Source organism: Photorhabdus sp. RW14-46 (assembly GCF_963887965.1).
GTDB lineage: Bacteria > Pseudomonadota > Gammaproteobacteria > Enterobacterales > Enterobacteriaceae > Photorhabdus > Photorhabdus laumondii.
Genome location: NZ_CAWPHH010000007.1, coordinates 1 through 24,917, shown reverse-complemented (window position 1 = coordinate 24,917; position 24,917 = coordinate 1). Strand labels below are relative to the sequence as shown.

The following is a 24,917-nucleotide window of genomic DNA, read 5'->3' as shown; positions in this document are numbered from 1 at the left end:
CTTGCCGTCGCGAGCCATCTTGAAATCCATAGGGTAGAAACTCAGTATTCCTGATCAACAATCAAACGCTTACTGAAAATAACGCTCTCTTGATGACGATCTTCATATTCCAGTTTTTCACACATATAGATAGTGGCATCATTATCTTCAGGAACAATAAGAACTATTTTTGGGCAACCACGAGCAATCAATTTCTTCTCCAACCGGGCAATTAATGCATTCGCAATTCCCCTACCGCGAAATTCAGGATGAACTCCTAAATAATAAGCTGAACCACGATGACCATCATAACCACCCATAATCGTCCCAACCACTTCACCAACCACTTCCGCAACTAAAAACAGGTCAGGATCATGCGTCAATTTACGCTCGATATCCACTTCAGGGTCAACACCAGGATTAAGTAAATCGCAGCGTTCCCATAAGGTGATCACTTCTTCAAAATCATCTTGTCGAAATACCCGAATTTCCATCCCTAACCAACCTGTTTTTATTGAAATAACTATTTTCTCATTATCTCCGCTTTAACACCGGAATCAATACGAAAATGCGTTCTCTTCCACTAATAGCTATAATATAGCGCTCACCACACCATAATGGGAAAAGAACCATGAATACACCAAACATTAATCAGATTAAATCTTTTTTCCTTTCATTACAGGATGAAATTTGCCAACAACTGGAACAAATAGATGGTAAAGAGAAATTTACTGAGCAGTGCTGGCAACGAGAAGAAGGTGGCGGAGGCCGTAGTCGAATTATGAAAGAAGGCACGATATTTGAACAAGCAGGCGCTAATTTTTCTCATGTATCAGGAGATATGCTTCCTTTATCAGCAACAGCTCACCGCCCTGAACTGGTTGGTCGTCATTATCAGGCGATGGGCGTCTCCCTCGTTATTCATCCTTTGAATCCCTATATACCGACCAGCCATGCTAATGTTAGGTTCTTTATTGCAGAAAAAGAAGGTGAAGCGCCAGTATGGTGGTTCGGTGGGGGTTTTGATTTAACACCTTATTATGGTTTTAAGGAAGATGCTATTCATTGGCACACCACTGCCAGAAATATATGTCGACCCTATGGAGAAGATGTTTACCCAAAATATAAAGAATGGTGTGATAATTATTTCTATATTAAACATCGTAACGAAGCCCGCGGAATTGGTGGCTTATTCTATGACGACTTAAATACACCTGACTTTGAACATTGTTTTAATTTTACTCAAGATATAGGTAAAGGGTTCCTTTCTGCCTATCTACCTATTGTGGAAAAAAGAAAGGAGATATTATGGGGTGAACGTGAACGGCAATTTCAATTATATCGCCGTGGTCGCTATGTAGAATTTAACCTCGTTTGGGACAGAGGAACCTTATTTGGATTACAAAGTGGGGGACGAACAGAATCTATCTTAATGTCCATGCCACCATTAGCTCGCTGGGAACATGATTATCACCCTGAACCCGAATCTGAGGAAGCCGCTTTATATACCGACTTTCTACCCGCAAAAAACTGGATATGATTTTCCATCATGTTAGGAATATTATAAAAAACTATTCCTAACTATTTATATTTTTATTACAGCCAATGCAAGAATCCCTCACATAAAAAAACTTAACAACTTGTTAACAAACCCTTAACATAAAAGAAGCAGGTTGGCCCTGATGACTATCTGCTGGAAACATGTTTAATATGAATCCGTACTTAAAGAGTACCTCTAATTAAAACTAAAAATTTATTCCAGGAGATATTTTATGCAAATACAAAACAATAACTACAGAGGCTTAATACCGCCGTACATTCTTCAAAATATTTATAATAATGACAATAAAAAGAAGAAAGTATTAATGACATTAAATCATACTAAGAGTTTAATGTTGGACACTGTTATTAACGAATCATCCGATGATTCCGACGATGATGATAAAGTTACCAAAACAACTATACATCGTTCTATTCACGATGCAGAAAATAAACGCAAGTTGCCAGGAAAATTAGTACGAGATGAAGGAGACCCAGATAACGGAGATAAATCAGTTGATAACGCATATAGATATTTAGAAGCAACTTACAATTTCTATAAAGAAGTTTTCAACCGCAATTCATTAGATGATAAAGGAATGAAATTGATTGCCACTGTGCATTATGGCGAAGAATATATGAATGCATTCTGGGGCAACGGGCAAATGGTATTTGGCGACGGAGATGGCAAAACCTTTAATGATTTCACAACCTCTGTCGATGTGATCGGCCATGAATTATCACATGGTGTTATTGAAAAAACCGCAGATTTGGTCTATTTCTTCCAGTCTGGCGCGTTGAATGAATCAATAGCGGATGTTTTTGGTACATTAGTAAAACAACATTATCTGAAACAAAAAGCTGAAGAAGCTGATTGGATTATAGGTAGTGAATTACTGGGCAAAGACGTTAAAGGCGTAGGGATTCGTTCAATGAAAAACCCAGGCAGTGCATATGATGATAAGGAGCTCGGTAAAGATCCACAGCCTGGTCATATGGATGATTATAAAGACTTGCCGATTTATAGAGACAATGGTGGAGTTCATATTAATTCGGGTATTCCTAATAAAGCCTTCTATAATCTGGCGATAAAATTAGGTGGATATGCCTGGGAAAGAGCAGGAAAAATATGGTACAACACATTGTTGGATAAAGATCTTGCACGTGATACTAACTTCGTATCCTTCGCTAAATTAACAATTAAACATGCTCGTGAGTTATTTGATGAAGATGTTGAAAAAGCAACGATTGATAGCTGGACAGAAGTGGGCGTTAAAGTGAAGGAAGATAAAGACGATAAGGACAAAAATAAAGATAAAACTGAAGAGTAATCTATAACCATATCGCTGGTGTAACGCCAGCGATATTTTATTATTTGTAATACCTGACTAGTAAAAAAATATATCTAATAGAAGATGCTAAAATTGTTAACGCCGAATTTCACGCTATACTAAAGAGACCTGAAAAATAACCGTAAAAAATTGGTATATCATGAATAATAAAACGCTCAAACTCACAACTGATAGTAAAATCACAATTTCCCTACAAGGAGGATTTGCCGCTACACCTGGCCTTAACCAAGATAAGACAGTGAATTTAGAATCATTATCTTCACACCAACAACAGTTATTTCTTCAAGCCATAGAGCAAGACTTTTCCGATTCTATGCCATCAGCACCATATCCTGATAAAGATTATTATCTGCTCAGTATCGTCAATGGAAATGAAGAATACCACTTCACCCTTCCTGAGTCAGATGCACCGGAAATCATTACTCAGATATGGAACACCGACAAAAAGGGTGGTTAATCACCACCCCTTTTCCTATTAGCATTAACGCTTTTTCAGATGCGCCATCAGACGTTTACGTTTACGCATTTGATTTGGTGTCAACGTATTACGTTTGTCAGCATAGGGATTCGCCCCTTCTTTAAATTGAATCCGAATGGGCGTCCCCATCACTTTTAGGGATCGGCGGAAATAGTTCATCAGATAACGCTTATAAGAATCAGGCAAATCGGTTACCTGATTACCGTGGATCACAACAATTGGCGGATTATAACCACCAGCATGAGCATATTTCATTTTCACCCTGCGACCACGGATCATCGGCGGTTGATGATCTTCTTCGGCCATATGCATGATACGAGTTAGCAGTGAAGTATTGACACGACGAGTGGCGCAATCATAAGCCTCAAGAATCGAGTCAAACAGATTCCCCACCCCACTACCATGTAGAGCAGAGATAAAATGTACTCTGGCAAAGTCAACAAAACCAAGACGATAATCCAGCATCTCTTTCACACGCTCTTTATCTTCCTGTGACATACCATCCCATTTATTGACCGCAATAACCAATGAGCGCCCGCTATTAAGAATAAAACCCAATAATGACAAATCTTGATCGGAAATGCCTTCTCGCGCATCGATCACCAGCAATACAACGTTAGCATCTTCAATCGCTTGAAGGGTTTTGATGACTGAAAATTTTTCAACTGTTTCAGTGATCTTACCCCGCTTACGTACCCCCGCGGTATCAATAAGGATATATTCACGGCCATCCCGCTCCATTGGAATATAAATACTATCACGGGTAGTGCCTGGCATATCGTAAACCACAACCCTTTCTTCACCCAAGATACGGTTAGTCAACGTAGACTTGCCCACATTTGGCTTACCGACAATGGCTAGTTTCAATGGCAGAGTTGATGGATCAAAATCCTCCTCCTCTTCTACCATCTCAATTTCATTCTGTTCCTGCTCTGCCCAATAAGCTGCGTTGGCCTCTTCCTCAGTCAACTCAACCACTTCTTCTTCACCTTTGCCGGAAAAAGGCAACAGTACTCGTTCGATAAGTTGAGTGACACCACGACCATGAGAAGCCGCGATAGAATAGATATCCCCCAATCCAAGGGAATAAAATTCAGCAATAGCGGTATCAATATCAACACCGTCAGTTTTATTCGCGACCAAAAAAGTAGCTTTTTCACGACCACGTAGATGTTTTGCTATCGCGTGGTCTGCTGGCATGAGCCCGGCACGAGCATCTACCATAAACAGAACAATATCGGCCTCTTCAATCGCCAACAAAGATTGAGCTGCCATATGGGTTTCCACACCATCTTCAGTGCCATCGATACCACCGGTATCAATGATGATAAACTCCTGCCCTTCAACCTCAGCTCGACCATATTTACGGTCGCGAGTCAGACCTGGAAAATCCGCTACCAGCGCATCTCTTGTACGGGTTAAACGGTTAAATAATGTGGACTTACCCACATTTGGGCGCCCTACCAGAGCGACGACAGGTATCATTTGTTGATGCCTCATGACTTAATTTGAAATTAGTATTCCGCTGTTCATCTAGTGTTAATCACAACAGAGCACTAAAAAGACGAAACGGCTCCTGTTCTCTCCAGGAGCCGTAGGACTATATAACTAACGCTTTACTTTATTTCCGGTAAACAGGCAGTAAGCAAAACTCAACGCGTAAACAGATAAACCGTACCGTCTTTCGCCTGTACCATCAATTTATCACTGGCAACAACCGGACGACTCATTAAACCGGAGCTATCAACTTTATGTTGGGCAACAAACTTACCGTCATCCATATTCAGCCAGTGCAGATAACCTTCACTGTCACCGACAACCAGATAGCCATTATACATTTCAGGCGCGGTTAAATTACGGTGTTGCAATTTTGTCTGAGTCCACAAAGTGACACCATCACTTTGACGCAGACCCATAACACGATCGTTTTGGTCAACAATATAGATATTATCACCATAAACAACCATCTCGTTCACTGAACCCAAATCGCGCTTCCAGAGGATCTGACCTGAACGCATATCAAGCGCCACCAGATTACCGTTATAAGCTATTGCATATATCACGCCATCAGAAATAACCGGTGTCGTATCAACATCATTAAGACGACCGATTTCTGTAGAACTGGTTACCTGAGAAATACGTTGTTGCCAAATCAACTGCCCTTGAGAAATCAAGACGGCGTTGACACGACCATTATCCCCACCCACGATGGCAGCACCGTAAGCCGCGGCAGGTGCCGATTCACCACGCAATGATAATGATGGTGTATCCAAATTAACGGACCACTGCACTTTACCATCTGACTCGTTTAATGCCTGCAACATCCCATTACTGGTATGAATCAGCACCAGACCATCACTCACCACAGGACGCGACAATGCTTCACCGGCAACGTCGGATTGCCAGGCAACTTGGCCGTCTTTAGTATTCAATGCAATAACTTTGGCACGTTCAGTACCTACATATAGATGATCCCCAGCAACGGTCAGACCACCAGAGAGCAATGCAGGTATACGAGAAGAGAGGAAACCCGCTTTTTCCGCCAGATTCACCGACCATATCTCTTTACCACTATCAATGTCCAACGCCTTAACGATGCCATGACGATCAGCAACATAAACAGCGGAGCCCTGCCAGGTTGGCGTCAAGTGAGAATAATAACGGCCTACACCATCACCGACAGATTTATCCCAAACTTCGCTTGGATTAAATTGATTTTCGACCTGTGGCAATGGTGACATCGTTACTGTATCTTGCTCCGTTGAACAACCGGCTAGCAGAACGGAAGCCACCAAACCAACCAAGAGTGTTTTACGCAGTTGCATTGAAAGAATTCCCCTTAGCTGGATAAGTTATTCAATTTAAGATTTAACATCGATTTGATCGCCTGTGGTGAATTTGAGCTCAAACCTTTGGTATACGCTGCGCGGGCACCAGCAATATCACCTTTTTTCACCAGTGCATCACCGCGAATATCCTCTGCAACGCCAACCCAACCGGAACCTTTGACCTGTTCCAATGTTTTCAGCGCAGCATCCGCTTTATCTTCCGCCAATTGAACCCTGGCTAGGCGAATATTCACCAGAGCCTGCAAATCCTCATTTTTTACCTGGCCGGTAGCCGCGGATAAAAACTGATCTGCTTTAGTTAATTCATTCTTTTCAACAGCAAGTTGAGCCAAATGCATATGCGCCATCACGCCATAACTGTTATTGGTTTCACTGGCAAATTTTTCGGCAGCAGTATGACTCTCTTTTGTACTGGTAATTAATCCTCGATCTACTCGTTCAAAAGCTTCTGCACTTTCCTGCAACTGATTTGTCTGATGAGATTGCCAGTAACGCCAGCCAATCAGCGCCCCAGCACCCAACACCAGCCCTAAAACCAAGGCTTTACCATTATTGGCAAAAAAGCGACGAATCACGTCTACTTGTTCGTTTTCATTGGTATAGACTTCCACAGAGTCTCTCCTTAACCTAACAGTTCAACCAAACGAGCTGCAATTTCGCTTTGCGGCAACGTTTGTTGCTCACCTGTACGTAAATCTTTAATGGCTACTTGACCAGAACGAACTTCATCCTCACCGAGAATCAGTGCAATTTTGGCGCCTTGTTTATCCGCACGCCCCAGTTGCTTCTTAAAGTTCCCTCCGCCGTGGTTCATCATTAAACGCAATTGGGGCAACGTATCACGTACTTGTTCAGCCAAAATCAATGCCGCTTGCTGACTACCTTCACCAAAAGAAGCGAGATAAACATCTGCAACTGTCCGCTCCGCAACAAATGCTGGATTAATTTCTTGCACCAGCAAAATCAGACGCTCCATCCCCATGGCAAAACCCACAGCAGGCGTTGGTCGACCCCCCAGTTGCTCAACCAACCCATCGTACCGACCACCGGCACAGACCGTCCCTTGAGCCCCGAGTGCCGTTGTCACCCATTCAAATACTGTGCGGTTATAATAATCCAGACCACGAACCAAACGCTGATTAATCCGATATTTGATACCTGCCCCATCAAGAAGTGCACACAGGCCATCAAAATGTTCCTTTGATTCGGCATCAAGATAATCACACAGTTCCGGTGCATCGTTAAGAAGTTGCTGAACCTCTGGATTTTTTGAATCCAGAACACGTAATGGATTGCTGTACATACGGCGTTTGCAATCTTCATCCAGCTTATCTTGGTGCTGTTCAAGAAAAGCCACCAACGCTTCGCGGTAATTGGCGCGTGCCGCCAACGAACCAATGGAATTCAGTTCAAGCGTCACATGCTCAAAAATACCGAGCTCACGCCACCAGCGAGCAGTCAATAAAATAAGTTCGGCATCAATATCAGGCCCCTGAAGACCAAAAACTTCAGCACCTAACTGATAAAATTGGCGGTAACGGCCTTTTTGTGGACGCTCATAACGGAACATTGGCCCTAAATACCATACGCGCTGTTCCTGATTGTACAGCAGACCATGTTCAATACCGGCACGCACACAACCTGCGGTATTTTCAGGGCGTAGGGTCACACTTTCACCATTGCGATCATCAAAGGTATACATCTCCTTTTCAACCACATCAGTGACTTCCCCAATAGCCCGTCTAAATAACGGGGTCTGCTCTACAATCGGTGTGCGGATCTCACTATAACCATAACCCGCCAGTACTCGTTTCAAAATAGTTTCGATACGCTGCCAGATAACCGTATCTGCCGGCAAGTAGTCATTCATGCCTCGAATAGCTTGGATATTTTTTGCCACGTTTTATCTCTAGTTAATGATTCAAAAATGATATTGCATTGAAGCGAATATCGACGAGCTTCAATTAACAAACAAAACAACGCTGGCTCATCATCACGATAAGCCAGTATCAGATACATTATTTGTCCAGTTGACTTATGCCAATGCGCTTATTTTCATCGAGCATTGATGCTTTAGCACGGATCTTAGCCTCAAGCTGATCGATCATATCAGCATTATCGAGACGCACTTTCTGCCGTATCCCATCTTCATAAAAACCACTTTTGGTTCTGGCACCGGTGACACCCAGAGTAGAAACCTCCGCCTCGCCGGGCCCGTTAACCACACAACCGATAATAGAAACATCCATCGGTGTGAGTAAATCTTCTAAACGCTGTTCTAAGGCATTTACTGTGCCAATAACATCAAATTCCTGACGGGAACAGGTTGGACAAGCGATAAAATTTATACCACGGGAACGAATACGTAATGCTTTCAGAATGTCAAAACCCACTTTAACTTCTTCGACCGGATCGGCCGCCAAAGAAATACGTAGGGTATCACCGATACCTTCCGACAGGAGGATACCCAAGCCAATGGCAGATTTTACAGAGCCTGCACGAGCGCCACCGGCCTCAGTAATACCAAGATGCAATGGCTGCTCAATCTCTTGGGCCAATAAACGGTAAGCGCCAACCGCCAGAAAGACATCCGACGCTTTTACACTGATTTTAAACTGATCGAAATTAAGCCTGTTAAGAATATCCACATGGCGCATAGCCGATTCCAGCAATGCTTCCGGGGTTGGCTCACCATATTTTTCCTGAATGTCCTTTTCCAGTGATCCGCCATTTACACCAATGCGGATTGGGATATTTTTATCGCGGGCAGCCGCCACAACCTCACGGATACGCGCTTCATTACCGATATTACCAGGGTTAATCCGCAGACAATCGACACCATACTCTGCAACTTTAAGTGCGATACGGTAATCAAAATGAATATCTGCAACTAAAGGAACATTAGCTTGCTGCTTAATCAATTTAAATGCTTCGGCTGCGTCCATCGTTGGTATTGATACACGGACAATATCAACGCCAACACGCTCAAGCGATTTAATCTGTTTAACAGTCGCTTCCACATCTGTAGTACGTGTGTTTGTCATTGACTGCACCGCAATGGGCGCACCATCCCCGACGGGCACATTGCCTACATAAATACGCGTAGATTTGCGTCTTTTTATCGGCGATTCATTATGCATACTGATGTTTCTCCCATACTTCCATGTGTTTACTGATAAAACTACAACTCTATGCCCTACTGCAACAGGCCTTTTATTGTGCTGTCGGGACTTTAAGACGCGCGATACGACTCTCTTTAATAAAGCGGCTTAAATCGACAACTTGCCCCCGGAACTGTACATCCACAACAGCCGGAGCACCGATAGTTAACTCATAAGGTAATGAGCCAGAGAGACTCAGATGGTCACCCTTATGTTTAGTTCCACTAAATAGTTTTTTTCCATTTGCATCAACAACTTGCAACCAACAAGATGCTTTAAAATTCATCATCAACTTATTACTGTCAGCGACTGTCGTTGAATTATTTTCAGACACACTCGGCACTTGAGCTGTCCCTTGATTAGCTGACAACGGAGCAGTCTGAGCCTGTGGCCCGTTACCAGCTAATTGAGTTTCAGGTGTTTTCACCGCTTGATTTTGCGTTGATGCCACAGATTGAGCCACTTCCTGATGATGACTACTGGTATTATTCGCGGCCACGGCATTTTCAGCTACATTTTCAGCGACAGCGACAGAGGGTGATGGCTCACTTGTTGCCTGCTCGCGGGTTGGTAACTGTGTCACCTGATCGTGATTTTCAGTGGGTAAATCCTCTGAGCTGGCTTTTTTATGAGCAATTTTAGCCGCGGAATGATCAGCCATCGAAATCAGTTCCTTCTGTTGGGCTATGTGGTTTTGCCACCACCATGCTCCCGTCAAACTAATTACGACTAAAATAATCAACCACGTAATCCACATCAACCAACTTTCGCGTTTTTTACGTTTTTTACCCAACGAAAAACTCTGCATCGGTGAAACTTTCGCTGTTTTTGCCGGGGTATGCTTATCCAGAATTGCCAGAATTTCTGCTTCTGGAATTTGTACCAACTTAGCATAAGAGCGAACATAACCACGCAGGAAAGTCGGTACCATAGTGGCTGGAATATTGTCCTCTTCAATATCACGGATAGTAGAAAGTTTTAAACACAAGCGATCAGCTACAGTCTGCTGGGTTAGCCCGTGTTGTTCACGAGCCTGACGCAGGAGCTGACCTGCGGTTAAATAAGCTTGTTCTGGAGTCGTTTCAGTATTCATTAGCAAGAAGACGCGGTACTGTTCAGGTTGTGAAAAACTTCGCGCCGGCACCTTGCTATAATCTTTAAATTACACAATGGCCTGCGCGGCGAAATAGATTTGCTATTTTACTAGCGGCAAATCACTGATAACAAACACGCCTGTCAGCATAGCTCCCAGTAAACAGAGTCTTGACTTCTTCATACTGCCCCTGCTCACAGAGAAAAACGCTGTAATGATACAATACCGTATCATTTCCTGGCGCGTACTGCATCGCCATTTTGTAACGTTGACGAGCGGCTTCCGGTTGACCAGAATATTGCTCATACAACGCCATACCTAATTGAGCCTGATAATGGTCTGGCTTTGCCAGTAAAACCTTATCAAAGTGATATCTGGCGGCAGGTAAATTACCTTTAGCCAGATAGGCCATTCCCAGTTGAATCCGGGTTTCTGCTGCGACTTTTCGCTGTTGATTGCCATTTGTTGGTTGATTGGCACATCCTGCCAACAACATAACAGCCACCACGGCAACAACCATCATTCCCGATAACGATTTCCTTATCATTCCATCCCCACCGACCAAAGATATGCCATTGTAACGATCATTTCACTTATGTATTTCAATTACTGCATGGCAGGACATACCAACATTCCCATTCAGACTGATCTTATCTGAATAGGTTCACCGGCCTGACGTTTTTTCAATGTACGTTTGGTACGATCAATGACATCACCGGCAAGCTGACCACATGCAGCATCGATATCATCACCGCGCGTCTTGCGGACAATCGTGGTGAAACCATATTCCATCAGCACCTTAGCAAAGCGATCAATCCGGCTGTTGGAACTACGGCCATATGGTGCCCCCGGAAATGGGTTCCACGGGATCAGATTGATCTTACTCGGCGTCTCTTTCAAACATTCAGCTAATTGATGTGCCTGTTCCACGCTGTCATTAATATGATCCAGCATGACATATTCCACGGTTACACGGCCCTGATTGGCATTAGATTTAGTCAAATAGCGGCGCACACCGGCAAGAAACTGCTCGATATTATATTTACGGTTGATAGGAACGATGTCATCCCGTACATCATCTGTTGGTGCATGCAGGGAAATGGCCAAAGCAACATCAATCATATCGCCAAGTTTATCCAGTGCTGGCACGACACCGGATGTGGATAACGTCACACGGCGCTTTGACAAACCGAAACCAAAATCATCCATCATGATTTCCATGGCAGGCACCACGTTATTTAGGTTAAGCAGCGGTTCTCCCATCCCCATCATCACCACATTGGTAATCGGGCGACGGCCACTGGATTTCAGGGAACCAATAATTTTTGCGGCACGCCAAACTTGACCAATAATTTCAGAAACCCGCAAATTACGGTTAAACCCTTGCTGAGCAGTGGAACAGAATTTGCACTCCAGTGCACAACCTACCTGAGAAGAGACACACAAGGTTGCGCGATCATCTTCCGGGATATAAACCGTTTCAACCTGCTGATCGCCAACAGTGATCGCCCATTTAATCGTACCATCGGCCGAACGTTGCTCTTCTGCTACTTCAGGTGCGCGGATCTCTGCAACTTGCTGCAATTTTGCTCGCAGAATTTTGTTAATATCTGTCATCTGCTCAAAATCGTCATAACAGTAGTGATATATCCATTTCATCACTTGATCAGCACGGAAGGGTTTTTCTCCCATGTCAATGAAAAACTGGCGCATTTGCTTGCGATTCAGATCAAGCAGGTTAATTTTACCGCCTTTCTTTTCTGGAGTTTCAGACACGACAGAAGCAGCAAATTGTGCCGCAGTATTTGGTTGGGACATCTTTTTATATCGCCTCGTTGTAACACTTTCGGCTCTGCGTTAATGAACTCAACGCGAAGTTTCAATTCAGGTCACTATCAGTTTAGTATAGTAACAAATAATAAGCGCCCCGTTGAATTAACAACGGGGCGCCGCATTGTACAAACTTTAATGCAATGATGCTACGGGTAACGGCAAATCAATTAACGTGGGCAAATTTCATCTTCTGTGAAGAAATAAGCAATTTCACGGTTTGCAGATTCCACCGCATCAGAGCCGTGAACCGCGTTTTCAGTGAAGCTATCCGCGTAATCGGCGCGCAGAGTACCTGCTAATGCATTATCAGGATTAGTTGCCCCCATCAGGTCACGGTGACGCTGCACTGCATTCTCACCTTCCAATACCTGAACCACAATCGGACCAGAAGTCATAAATTCCACCAAACCATCAAAAAAAGGACGGCCTTTGTGCTCCGCATAGAAACCCTCAGCCTGTTCACGGGTCAGGTGAAGCATTTTGGCGGCAATAATTTTAAACCCGGCGCTTTCAAAACGAGCATAAATCGCCCCAATGGCATTTTTCTTCACCGCGTTAGGCTTAATAATAGAAAAAGTACGTTCAACCGTCATGGATAACCTCTTGGTTCTTCTGTCAGCAACTGATAATTTTAATTTTTCCCGATAAGTTAATCGGTTAATACTTCATTCCGCCACCTTAGCGGAGATAAAAACGGCGTTGATTATAGGGGTACGAATAGCGGTTGCCTACAGAAAACATAACATTCCATTAAATTTTCCTTAGCGAAAATTACCATTTTTTCGTACAAATCACACTTTTACCTGAATCGTTTACTTCAAGGTAAAATTGACAGCATCAACCTGTCCACCCAAATCCAAAACACTAAGCTGATATTTACCCGGTTGAGTTAAAGTCTGAACAAATCCCTGATTATTTTCGGTGGTCATTACCTGTTCTCCATTCAGAAACCACCATTGCTGCCCACCACTACCGCCCTGAGTGGTAACACGTAAATCAAGGCTGCCAACACCGGGAAGCCGTTTCAATACATCTCCGTTATGAATACCCACGATCAACAAAGGTGCTTCATCTGATTTCAACGGTGGGCACTCAGGGTTAACCGGTGGCAAACGCTGCGCCCGTCGCTCTTGTGCCGGTAACCATGATTCGAGGGTAATCGGCCACAAAGCGATATTTTTAGCCTGAGCACCGGGACAATCAGGAGCCACGCGCAAACCATGCTTATCCAACCACACCTGTTCATTAGTGCCTGAAATAGCCTCTTGCCCCACCGCAGGCAGCGTAGGCGGAATAGTGTTATTCAGTATCCAGCTCAGACGCCGCTGACGGCAATTATTCTCTTCCTTCGGTAAACTCTGCCCTCCCGGCCAACAGATGATTGCCCGACTGACACTTGCTGGACGCGGATCAACCGGAATCCGTTTAGTCCCATTTCGCATATTGACGAATAACAGATTATTGACCTGATTCATGATGGGAATCGCCGTAGCATAGCCGAACTGCCCGACAACCGGCGTGCCATCCGGCCTGCCAACCCAAACACCGATGGTATAACGCGCATTTAAGCCAATAGCCCAAGCATCACGGTAGCCATAGCTGGTACCGGTTTTCCAAGCCAACGGCACTTGTGCCGGTAACACATCATCAGGTTGCGGCAGAGCTTCTCCAGCCATAATCCGCCTGACTATCCATGCCGCGCCGGGGGAAAAAAGCTGCCGATCACGCAATTTCTGCTGCGGAGTGAATCTCAAAGGGGAAACCCTCCCCTGACGGGCAAACGCCGTGTAAGCCGCCACCAGTTGATCCATCCGGGTTGCCGTGCCACCAAGAATCAATGATAAATTGGGTTCACTGCCGGGAGGAAAACGCAATACGGTTCCCACATTACGCATGTTGGCGGTAAACCGCTTGGCACCATAGGCTTCAAGCAGTTGCACGGCGGGCAAATTCAGTGAACGAACCAACGCCTCACTGGCACTGACCGGCCCATGAAAGCCACTGTCAAAATTTCCCGGGCGATAATAATCAAAGCGGCGAGGCACATCCTGTAACAGTGATTCCCCATGAATCAACCCATCATCCAGCGCCATTGCATACAAAAATGGTTTCAGAGTTGATCCCGGCGAACGCCATGAACTTATCATATCGACATGACCAAAACGGCTATCATCCCGTAGATCCAGCGAACCGATATAGGCTTTTACCGCCATGTCTGTATGATCAACTACTAACACGCCAATCGACGTTTTTTCTGGTAACTGGTACTGCCAATTCACCGCCATATCTTCAAGCTGACGCTGTAATCCCACATCCAAGGTTGTTTTAATGATCTCCTGACGAATGCCTTTCGCCATTCTTCTGGCAAGCAAAGGAGCAAGCTGTGGCACCTGCCGAGGAGCCAACCACAACGTTTCTTGCCGAATATCAGCAATCGTCTGTTCCGGCCAGATTTTATAGTGCGCCAACCGTTGCAACACCTTATCACGAGCAGCCTGTGCCCGTTCAGGATAGCGATCTGGCCTTAAACGACTAGGGGCCTGTGGCAAAACAGCCAGTAAAGCCGCTTCTCCCGCCGAAAGCTCAGAGGGCGGTTTAGCCAAATATGCCCAACTCGCCGCACCGACACCTTGTAATGTGCCTCCAAACGGCGCACGATTCAGATACATTTCCAGAATTTCATCTTTAGAATAGTGCCATTCAAGCTGCAAAGTACGCCAGATCTGCTTCAACTTCCCGCCTAAAGTGCGTGAATGGGGGTCAATCAACCGGGCTACCTGCATTGACAGCGTACTACCGCCGGACAAAATTTTACCTGCCAGAATATCCTGCCAGGCAGCCCTGACCAGAGAAATCGGGTTAATCCCCGGATGCTGGTAGAACCAACGATCTTCATAAGTCAGCAAAGCCTGAATATATTCCGGCGACACTTGACCCAACGTCACCGGATAACGCCAAACACCTTCATCATCGGCAAAACGCCAAAGTGGCGTACCATCCTCACTCACGACAATACGCGCCATTTTGACTTCACGCAGTGGCAGAGGCCAGATTTTATCTGCCAGCCATAAACCCGCCGGAAACAAAAACAACAACAGTACAATCAGCCACATAAGGCGATACGGTTTCTTCATTAATGAACACCTGGAGAGAAACCAGCCCTTACACCGGAGCATAAGGGCTGACAAATTTAGCGGACAACTTCCAGTTTTTCAGGTGTAGAACCCACTGCACGCCAGTAAGGCACATACATAGATTCCACCTGTGGTGCAGGAATGGTGTAGACGCCTGGCGTCACGGCGCGAGCCAGATAGAGCAACGTCACTGGCTGAGACGGATCAACCGCGACTGCCGCCACATATCGATCATCACGATATTCAATATGATGAATCGTCGCCTGTTGCATATCGCCAATCAACTCCTGAAGATTAGCGGCACTCTCACTCAACTTGGCACTGCTGTTAGCCAAGTTCTGGTTTTCCAGCTCCAAACCAGCGGGTAATAAATCAACAACCAAAGCATCCTGTACGGGTTTATCTGAGCTCACCACCAGCTTCACAACCACCATATCACCGCTATTCAGAAGATCACTGGCAATCGGATTACCCTTCATATCCAAATAGCTACGCTGAATTTTCAGCACATTAGCATAAGGCTTCGGAGAGCGCAGCGGGTAGGCCACCACATTCACTCGTGAATAGAGCGTGCTGTCACCAAGGTTACTGAGACTCACACCTTGCTGAATATCCTGTGGATACAGCATCTCACTATAGGACTTATCCCTACTTATTGGTAAAGTCCGCTGATTAATCACCGCTTTCCACGGTTGCACCGACGCATCGATAAAGAAACGCCCCGCCAGATAGAGTGAATGACTCTCCTGAGTTGAGAAATAATTGCGGGATGTCAATTCATCAGACAGCGCCAGCAATTTCTCATCACGTTCCTTTACTTGCATGTTATTTTCAGTCAACAGAGCAACAATCATGGCGTTGTCACGGATGGCACTGCCGTAATCACCTAACTCTAAATCATCATGACGGTTTTTACTGATCCCCAAACGAACCGCTTCATCTGCTCGGGTGTTATCCCCCATCAGTTTCAGTGCAACACCCAGTTGTACCAGTGACAAGCCATTACCTGCTTGCTGACGGCGTTCATAAACTTGTCTCAGAGCGCCCAATGGTGCTTTCTGTTGATTGGCAAGCACCAGACCAGCATAAGACTGAACCGAGAATCGCATTGCGTCCTGATTCTGGCTGTAGGGATAGTTAATAACACTCTTATCCTGTAAATAACGTAACAGACGGTTATTGGCAGAAGTCAGTACCTCTTTAGGTACGCTGTAACCTCGTTGACTTGCACGGAATAGAAAATCGGTGGCATAGGCGGTTAACCAATACTCTTCATCACCGGTTTTATCCCATAAAGCAAAGCTACCGTCATGACGCTGCATACTCAACAGATGAATAATTCCCTCATCAATACTCGCCCGGCGTTTATTATCATCTTCCGCTCTGATACCCAAACTATTCAGCTCTGATTTGTTCGAATAGAGTGACGGATAAAGCCCACTGATTGTCTGTTCAAGACAGCCATATGGATAGGCGTACAATTCACGAATATAGCGTGAAATCTGTAACGGTGGACGGCTGCTCAGTAACAACTGCCCCTCGGCGCCTTCTGGCGATAAACCCGATAAAGCATTTAACGGCAACTGCCACTCCTCTCCCGGATGAATAACATTAGCGAACAGAACCGTTTCCGCTGGCTGTGCCGGACGCACACCAATCTGCCAACTATTTTTATACGGTTTCAGATTTTCACCGGGTAAATTCAGACCATCAGCCGTCAAGGAAACCTCTCCTTGACCAAACCCCAAATCCGCTGTGACCGGAATCTCTACTGTGGTGCGTTTGCCCTTTTCCAATGTTATCTCTTTACTAGCATCCCCCTCTAACTTAATCAGGTCATTAGCCGCAAAGTTCAAGGTCAAGTTTTGCGTCTGTTCAGTCAAGTTAGTCAAATCCAACGACAACAATGCGCTATCACCACCGGCCATAAAGCGAGGTAGTGCCATCTGTGCAACCACCGGCGCAGCAACGACAACTTTATTTTCACCGTGGCCGAACTCATCTTCACTCCACGCTTGAGCCATCAACCTCAATTCACCATTGAAATCAGGGATTGGCAAAACGATCTGCCCTTCGCCATTTTCATCCAGCGTCACTGGCTGAGCTTGTTCAGCGATAATATTAACTTCGGTTAATGGCTTTCTGCCGCCACGATCAAGAGCGCTATCATCACCATCACCGCCAAAACGCAGATTCGCCAGACGGCCTTCACCTTCAATCAACTGACCATACACATCATATTGATCGACACTGTAACGCTTACGACCAAAGAAAGCCTCATAGGGGTCCGGCGTTTTAAAATTCGTGACATTCAGCACCCCCATATCGACAGCAGAAAGCAGAACATTAACCTGCTTGGGTAACTTCCGCCCTTGCTGTGGTGTCGCCTTGACTTTAACAGTCAAGTTCTGATTCGGACGCATTTTTTCCGGTGCGGATAGCGTCAAATCCAGTTTACGATTTTCATCAGCCAACGGCAGATGCAACACGCCAATGGCGCGTTTCGGTGTCACCTGACGAGATTTATCCTCTGGACGCACCACCACAGCGGTTAAATAAAGGTCATGACGACGCCACTCTTTATTTACCGGCACTTCCACATCCAAACCTTGCTCTGGCACATCAATTTTTTGCCACCAAAGTGGCCCTTCACTGGACTCTACCAACAGATAACCTTTACCGGCCTGTGGTGCAACCATATGCAGTTTTATCTTCTCACCTACCTGATAAGCGGGTTTATCCAGAGATAACTTCACCTGATCAGGACGAACAGCCCCTGTACCACCGGTATTGTCCTGCCATGAGTAACCCGCCCAGAAATTAACGCTGGTCACTAATTGATTTTCTGGATTAACCACTTCAATACGGTACGACCCCCAATCAACCGGAAAACTGACCTTTGCCGTACCATCTTGAGCAATCTGGATATGTTCATCCGCCATCACTAAATCTTTCTGGTCATAGCCTGATTGCCAACCTTCACCATCCGACCAACGCCAATAATAGTCACGGCGTTCATAAACCAGACGGGCAGTTAAATCTTTTGCCGCATATTTTTTTCCATTGGCATCGGCATACACCACCGCAAATTGCGCCAGTGAATTTTCATCCACATTGTAACGGCTTTGATAACGACCTATGCGATAGTCATAAATCTCTTTCTGATTAAACAACGGACGGATACCAACCAGCTTTTCAGTCGGCCAAACAGCCTGTTCAACCCGACGAGTTACCGGGCGGCCGCCAGATTCAAGCAAACTAGCCTGTACAATGACATTTACCGGCGAAGAGACCGAACGCCAATTGTCGGCACTGACATTAATTACGGCTTTACCCTCATTACCTAAAACCAGGTCAAATTCATCCAATGTACGACTAAGATTGTCCTCTGCAACCGCACCAAACTCATAGCCTGGCAATTTTGCTACCGCATCCCGAGCTGGACGCAGAAATAATTGCCCTTGCAAGCGGTTATATGCGGCAGGTGCTCCATATAAATAACGGCCTTTAATCGCGAAATCCACATCGTGGTCTTTCATCACGGGTTGCGACTCACTACTAATTTCCAGTGCCATACGCTCCGGCATAAAATCTTCGACATTAAACTTGTAATAACGGAGTTTGTTATCGCCCAAATCAAAACGTAGCGACCAGAGCCCGGTAGTCGCTGACTGGGGGATCGCATAGCGATACTGATACAACCCATTTTCGGGTTGCCAGACAAAACTACGAACAACCTGACCATCGGTTTTCAATACATCCACTTTAACTGGCTGACTTTTCATTGCACGGCCATCACCATCACGCAGCAGGCCATTAACAATCAACGTCTCACCCGGACGATAGAGATCACGAGGCCCAAAAACAAAAAACTGTTTGCTATACCCTTGTGGGCCAGAAATATCAAATTCAGACAGATCCAGCGCCGGTGATACCAAATCAATCATACTGGTTTGGTGATCACGGGTAGCGAGCAATAGCTTCGCTTTCGCATTTTTTTCTAAGCTGGCGTGCCCATCATCGTCCGTCGTTGCCTTTGTCAATAACTGCCCTTTGTCATCCAACAAACGTATTTCCACCCCTTTCAGGCTGCCACCTTGTGCCAAAGATTGGGTAAACAGATCCATTTTATCCAGATAGCTGTGCACAGAAACACCAATATCACTTAAGGTAAACATTGTCGCTGGATTGGAGTCAGTGTATTTACCTGCTTGTTGCATCACCGCCAGATAAACCCCATCTTGCTGTAACTCTTTGATATTACTTAATGGTAACAGTAATTTTTCGCGGGTATTCAGTGTTGGATTCAGATCGAAACGGCCGGTATAAACCAGTTCCGCATCTTTGAGCATCTCTTCCGATTCCCAAGAACTCATATTGTTGCGATATTGCCACTGTGCAATAAAAGCCGGTAATGCCGTCTCTTTTATTCTGAAAAAATTAACATCAACACGATTAACATTCAGAGCCAATACCGGCAAACCTTCAGCAACTTTACTGGGTAACAAAGAGCCTTTGCTGGCAAAACCGACAGACGGAGAAATCGTCGCGGTTGTCAGCGTTTTCTCATAAGCCGTTTCGAGTTGACGATTATTGATACCTTTAACATCTTTATCTACGGTCAATTGCAACTTACGGGAGGGCGGCAAATGGCGCAAGCGCAGTTCCATCATGTTATCTGACAGTTCCCACGCCCCATCAAGTTTGCCCTCTTTGACATCCACCAAACGGACATTCTGTGCAAAATCCTGATTCGGATCTAAAGGGACAGAAAATGTCACCACCATTGCACTAGCGCCATCAAGCTGAACTTCAGAAGCATCCAGAATCTTCACTGGTTTACCGGCATAACGTTTTACTAATTCAGCCAGTGATGCTGCGTCTTTCGGTTTTACTGATTTTGGTGGAGTATTTGATTGTTGAGGTGCTTTTTCGCTTTGAATTTCTGTGGACTGCGATTGAGCCGCTTGCTTATTATCAGTGCTATCAGATTGGTCACAACCAGAAAGCATCAGCAAAAACGCTAAAATCACCGCCAAATAACATTTATTTCTTCCTGGCTGTTGCCAGAATTGACCTTGATTCATAACCATAACCCCTGTCTTAACTCCGACCAACTAATGGCTGGTAGGATTTAATGAATAACTTTATATACCCGTTATCTTTCAAGTTGCCTCTTTGTTGGCTGCACTCGCTCACCCCGGTCACATCGTTATCTATGTTATCTATGTTATCTATGCTCCCGGGGATTCTCTCCCTTACCGTCGCGATCCATCTTAAATCCATTGGGTATAAATCAATATATACCCGTTATCTTTCAAGTTGCCTCTTTGTTGGCTGCACTCTCTCACCCCGGTCACATAGTTACCTATGCTCCCGGGGATTCGTTCCCTTGCCGTCGCGATGCATCTTGAAATCCATAGGGTATATTAAATTTAAATCAAATAGATATAATCACCTATATACCGCCTATTTATATAAGCAACGTAAAGACATTAAGTTCATATATCCGTCATCTTTCAAGTTGCCTCTTTGTTGGCTGCACTCTCTCACCCTGGTCACATCGTTATCTATGCTCCCGGGGATTCGCTCCCTTGCCGCCGCGATGCATCTTGAAATCTATTGGGTATATAATAGCCTGTTATTTTAATGAATTAAACATCACAGAAACGATAAATAAATATAAATTTATCGATTCAATTTTTCATTAAGAACTCAATATATCTTGTAAAAAAAAATTTTCGTCATTTTCCTCAGTGACCGAAGATAGAGCTTCACTGCACTTGATAATTTACAAACAGTAAAACAATATAAAACCGGCCATTAAAACAAATTAAATAAAACAGGAAATTATCATTATTGTACCGGTTATAAATATCATTATCGGATTAAATATATCTGGTTCCAATATACCATTGTTTAATAAATTAATTATCTCAACCAATAGAATCAATAAATAACTTTAATAAAAGTATATTTAACATTTTATTTAATACATTATTAACCATTTATTAAGACTAATCATTATCTCAATAAGATATTTATAACAAATATACCCGTCATCTTTCAAGTTGCCTCTTTGTTGGCTGCACTCACTCACCCCGGTCACATAGTTACCTATGCTCCCGGGGATTCGCTCCCTTTACCGTCGCGATCCATCTTGAAATCCATTGGGTATAAAAGCTATGTAAATAAAACACATTTAACTTCTGATGCAGAAATTACCATTAATCTGTAATCTGTAATCTGTAATCTGTAATCTGTAATCTGTAATCTGTAATCTGTAAATAGAGTGCCACTTTCCTATCAAAAGTGGCAATAATGATTTGCGTGAAACACGGAATATACAAATTGTTTTTTATAAAATAACAATAAAACCCTCAACCCCAACGCTATCGCAAATGGGGTAATAACCTGATGAACATCCATTTTCTCAACGACTTTCATTATGTTACTCGACTAATAATACCTGTCCTGTTTTTAGCTGTTTGACATTTGGTAACCACAGTCTTCCCCAGCTACCAGTACAATGACATCCATAGACTTCTTTTATATTTTCTTTTATAAAAAATTCTCTGATCTTCAATAACTCTGTCGGTAACGCTCTCCTTAAATGCAATCCGCCTATTACCGCGCATACTTTGTCCACACCGGTAATCATTTTAGCGTGGTTAATAATTTCACAAATACCAGAATGACCACAGCCAACGATAATCACCAATCCATTATCACTTTTCCAAATTAACGCACTATCATCCAATATATAATCATTGGCCCAAGAGCTCTTTCTAATTAACCCAAAGGATTTTCGATGATCATTTGCTATTTCCCCTGAAAAAATAAATCGCTCACTTATCTTCATATGCGATTTCGTTAAACGAAAAAAAACTCTCTTCTTGACTCGTTTATTAATTTTACCCGACATTTTTTTAAATTTTAACGCAATTTTCCTGAACATAACGCCATAATACTTCTCATTTAATGCATCAGGATGACATATTAATTTAGCATTATGTGGAAAATAGTTAACACCACCTATATGATCAGAATGCCCATGAGAGATAACAATTTTGGATATATCATCAATAGATATCCCCATCCTATTTGCATTCTCAATATAGCTACCATCCGGGCCGGTATCAAAAATTATCTTCTCTTCACCATCTTCAAGTAAAAGACTCAAACCAGGCTTAGCTATCAAATATGAATCAGATGTTTTATTTTCCAGTAGTACAGTTATTTTTAACGACATAGCACATCCATTAATTTTGTTGAAGTCATGCTTCTATTAAACGGTACGGGTAACAATAGCATTGACGTACATCAATAAAATAATGAAAAGCCATTATATCGTCACATTTTTATAAGCAGATCACAAATTCCTTCTCCTCGACTGACAGTTAATTTTTCAACATGAAATGATTATCTCTCTGTCATATTTATTGTCTTGCAATATTAACATACAAATATTATACCTTGCTGTACAACATATTTTTAAAAGAAGAGATAAATATATTATTAATAAATAAAAATCAACGGCAAGCCATTCAATTAATTTAATCAAATAGACTATACTAATGCCTCACATAATTGACAATGATTAATTTTAGATATCACTATAAGACCAGCAATTGACTTATATTACCACTCTCATTTCATCCATATTATAAGATAAAAATATAATATATTTATCAAATATAATTTAACTTTATATTACATAAAAAACATTTAAATAGCATAATTAATAACGTTATATATAAACATCATCTGTTGTTATAAGCATAACCTATTCACTTATATCAAACCATTATTAATGCCTTTATTAATACGATAACAAAAATATATTATTTTTATGTAAAAAAATAGAATTAATATATTTCTTGGATTCACATAATAAGTGCAACATCGTTAATCCGGAAGTAAACATATCCGTATTCCTTATAAATAATTCATTGGATGTTTTACTACCCTTAGTTTTCGTGAGCGATTACTTAATCGGTTTATACCCGTCATCTTTCAAGTTGCCTCTTTGTTGGCTGCACTCACTCACCCCGGTCACATAGTTCGCTATGCTCCCGGGGATTCGCTCCCTTGCCGCCGCGATGTATCTTGAAATCCATAGGGTATACCACAAAATCTATTTCCTGCTCAGAGACTTCATTAAAATCGGTTCCCTTTAGAAAGTATTAACTGATTAACCCATTGATATTTTTATTGCTCCCTTCTTTCCCAAGGTAAATAGGGTGAGAAAAGTAAATTTACGCCTCTAATTTAGTTCATGCTCTCCAAACTCCAAACATCGTATCATCTTCTCAATAGCCACTACGTTCAACTCTCCAATTACGGAGAATGGCGCTAACAAATCATACTATTTATCCCACATAATTATGAAGGATTTAGGTTAAGTGATCTTCTGGCAGAGCGAGCGGCAGATAAGAAGCAAGATTGGCATGGATAACCCTAACCCCTCACATAATCATAAAAGACAATATATCATCACCAATTTATGACAAAAATCACATTTTATGTTGTTTATTACAGAAAATAATAATCATAAATGTGATACTAATCACTAAATAAAAATAAAACAATAAAATTAATTTGAAATTATTAATGTTGATTATTAAATGATTAATATTAATCTGTTTTTTATACAATCCTGTCACAAAATAATCACATTGGCCTGTTTTTTGCTTTGTCATATAACCTCTTGTTTTTGCTGCTATCTTAACCAACTCCCTATTTTAGTTGCCCGGTTGATAATCAACACTAAATATTGATCGCTAAGTTAAATTCGTGGTTAATGCTGTTTCAACATTGTGGAATAGCAAGTCAATGAAAAGCAGTATTGTAGTATTAATAGTTTTTTGTAGCGCAGTCTCAGGTAGTCAAGCCGCCGACATCACAGATCAACAACTCATTCATCAACAAGCCCGTCAGCAAGCTCTGGAAGCGCAATTAGCCCCGCCGCCTGCGGAGGTTCACCTGCCGGTACCGGAAACCGGGGAATCATCCGCTTTTCCGGTGGAAACTCCGTGTTTTCCCATTACCCACGTCAGACTGGCAGGTACCGAAAATTTCCCGCCCTGGTTACCGTTTCGACGTGTCGCCCAACAGGGCGAAAACCATTGTCTGGGCGATAAAGGCATTAGCCGGCTGATAACCCAATTGCAAGATCAGCTCATTAATCACGGCTATGTCACCAGCCGGGTTCTGGTGCCTCCCCAGGATCTGCGTACCCAAACGCTAAAACTGGTGATGATACCGGGCAAAGTCCGGCATATCCGCTATACCCCTGACAGCGGGAAATATATCCAGCGGATAACCCCCTTTCCCGCGCGTGAAGGAAAATTACTGGATTTACGGGATATCGAGCAGGGACTGGAAAATCTGCAACGTTTCCCCACCGTGCAGGCGGATATGAATATTGTCCCGGCAGAGCAGCCGGGGGAGAGCGATATTGTGCTGGACTGGCGTCAGTCCCGGCACTGGCGAGTCG

The 24,917-nt window shown here is 43.5% G+C and carries 19 protein-coding genes; 4 read left to right on the top strand and 15 right to left on the bottom strand.

Translation table 11 applies throughout. From position 1 onward, the window contains the following. Positions 1-41: 41 nt before the first annotated feature. A complete protein-coding gene (locus AACQ38_RS07865) occupies positions 42-473 on the bottom strand; it encodes a GNAT family acetyltransferase (RefSeq protein ID WP_011145692.1) in 432 nt (143 codons plus the stop codon). A gap of 137 nt (positions 474-610) precedes the next feature. On the opposite strand from AACQ38_RS07865, the gene hemF reads away from it, so the two are divergent. The 3 genes from hemF to AACQ38_RS07850 all read left to right on the top strand — a co-directional run bounded on the left by hemF (position 611) and on the right by AACQ38_RS07850 (position 3,327). Continuing rightward, positions 611-1,519 (top strand): oxygen-dependent coproporphyrinogen oxidase, encoded by a 909-nt coding sequence (gene hemF, locus AACQ38_RS07860; protein ID WP_165577851.1) that lies wholly within the window; start codon positions 611-613, stop codon positions 1,517-1,519. Positions 1,520-1,751: 232 nt separating this feature from the next. Then, positions 1,752-2,849, top strand: coding sequence for a metalloprotease PrtS (prtS, locus tag AACQ38_RS07855; RefSeq protein WP_011145690.1), 1,098 nt, complete (start codon positions 1,752-1,754; stop codon positions 2,847-2,849). Between the two features lie 160 nt (positions 2,850-3,009). Continuing rightward, the gene (locus AACQ38_RS07850) at positions 3,010-3,327 is read left to right on the top strand and encodes a protealysin inhibitor emfourin (RefSeq protein WP_011145689.1); all 318 of its coding nucleotides are present in this window, start codon (positions 3,010-3,012) and stop codon (positions 3,325-3,327) included. A 24-nt stretch (positions 3,328-3,351) separates the two neighbouring features. Here the strand turns inward: AACQ38_RS07850 and der are convergent, their stop codons facing one another. The 14 genes from der to AACQ38_RS07780 form a co-directional block, all read right to left on the bottom strand. Beyond that, positions 3,352-4,833: a ribosome biogenesis GTPase Der gene (gene der / locus AACQ38_RS07845; protein WP_011145688.1), complete on the bottom strand. Its 1,482-nt coding sequence runs from the start codon at positions 4,831-4,833 to the stop codon at positions 3,352-3,354. Positions 4,834-5,000: 167 nt separating this feature from the next. Next, a complete protein-coding gene (gene bamB, locus AACQ38_RS07840) occupies positions 5,001-6,173 on the bottom strand; it encodes an outer membrane protein assembly factor BamB (RefSeq protein WP_011145687.1) in 1,173 nt (390 codons plus the stop codon). Between the two features lie 14 nt (positions 6,174-6,187). Beyond that, positions 6,188-6,808 carry a YfgM family protein gene (locus AACQ38_RS07835; protein WP_011145686.1) on the bottom strand — a complete coding sequence of 207 codons (621 nt, stop codon included), beginning with the start codon at positions 6,806-6,808 and terminating at the stop codon, positions 6,188-6,190. An 11-nt stretch (positions 6,809-6,819) separates the two neighbouring features. Further along, positions 6,820-8,097, bottom strand: coding sequence for a histidine--tRNA ligase (hisS, locus tag AACQ38_RS07830; protein ID WP_165577850.1), 1,278 nt, complete (start codon positions 8,095-8,097; stop codon positions 6,820-6,822). A 118-nt stretch (positions 8,098-8,215) separates the two neighbouring features. After that, entirely contained in the window at positions 8,216-9,337 is a 1,122-nt protein-coding gene (gene ispG / locus AACQ38_RS07825) for a flavodoxin-dependent (E)-4-hydroxy-3-methylbut-2-enyl-diphosphate synthase (RefSeq protein WP_011145684.1), read from the bottom strand. Positions 9,338-9,410: 73 nt separating this feature from the next. Next, on the bottom strand, positions 9,411-10,451 hold the full coding sequence (gene rodZ, locus AACQ38_RS07820) for a cytoskeleton protein RodZ (protein WP_165577849.1): 1,041 nt from the start codon (positions 10,449-10,451) through the stop codon (positions 9,411-9,413). A 121-nt stretch (positions 10,452-10,572) separates the two neighbouring features. Continuing rightward, complete coding sequence (locus AACQ38_RS07815; RefSeq protein ID WP_041379995.1) at positions 10,573-10,998, bottom strand: tetratricopeptide repeat protein; 426 nt, start codon at positions 10,996-10,998, stop codon at positions 10,573-10,575. A 92-nt stretch (positions 10,999-11,090) separates the two neighbouring features. Next, positions 11,091-12,269, bottom strand: coding sequence for a bifunctional tRNA (adenosine(37)-C2)-methyltransferase TrmG/ribosomal RNA large subunit methyltransferase RlmN (locus AACQ38_RS07810; protein ID WP_011145681.1), 1,179 nt, complete (start codon positions 12,267-12,269; stop codon positions 11,091-11,093). Between the two features lie 182 nt (positions 12,270-12,451). Then, on the bottom strand, positions 12,452-12,877 hold the full coding sequence (ndk, locus tag AACQ38_RS07805) for a nucleoside-diphosphate kinase (protein WP_011145680.1): 426 nt from the start codon (positions 12,875-12,877) through the stop codon (positions 12,452-12,454). Between the two features lie 219 nt (positions 12,878-13,096). After that, a complete protein-coding gene (gene pbpC, locus AACQ38_RS07800) occupies positions 13,097-15,418 on the bottom strand; it encodes a peptidoglycan glycosyltransferase PbpC (RefSeq protein WP_165577848.1) in 2,322 nt (773 codons plus the stop codon). 56 nt (positions 15,419-15,474) lie between these two features. After that, positions 15,475-20,505, bottom strand: a complete 5,031-nt coding sequence (locus AACQ38_RS07795) for an alpha-2-macroglobulin family protein (protein WP_165577847.1) — start codon at positions 20,503-20,505, stop codon at positions 15,475-15,477. A gap of 16 nt (positions 20,506-20,521) precedes the next feature. Continuing rightward, the gene (locus tag AACQ38_RS07790) at positions 20,522-20,704 is read right to left on the bottom strand and encodes a hypothetical protein (RefSeq protein WP_165577846.1); all 183 of its coding nucleotides are present in this window, start codon (positions 20,702-20,704) and stop codon (positions 20,522-20,524) included. A gap of 1,165 nt (positions 20,705-21,869) precedes the next feature. Continuing rightward, entirely contained in the window at positions 21,870-22,670 is an 801-nt protein-coding gene (locus AACQ38_RS07785; protein WP_011145677.1) for an MBL fold metallo-hydrolase, read from the bottom strand. A 735-nt stretch (positions 22,671-23,405) separates the two neighbouring features. Next, complete coding sequence (locus AACQ38_RS07780; protein ID WP_165577845.1) at positions 23,406-23,552, bottom strand: hypothetical protein; 147 nt, start codon at positions 23,550-23,552, stop codon at positions 23,406-23,408. Positions 23,553-24,253: 701 nt separating this feature from the next. Between AACQ38_RS07780 and AACQ38_RS07770 the strand changes: the two genes are divergently transcribed. Further along, positions 24,254-24,917: ShlB/FhaC/HecB family hemolysin secretion/activation protein (locus AACQ38_RS07770; RefSeq protein WP_165577844.1), on the top strand; the 664-nt coding region annotated here is incomplete at its 3' end.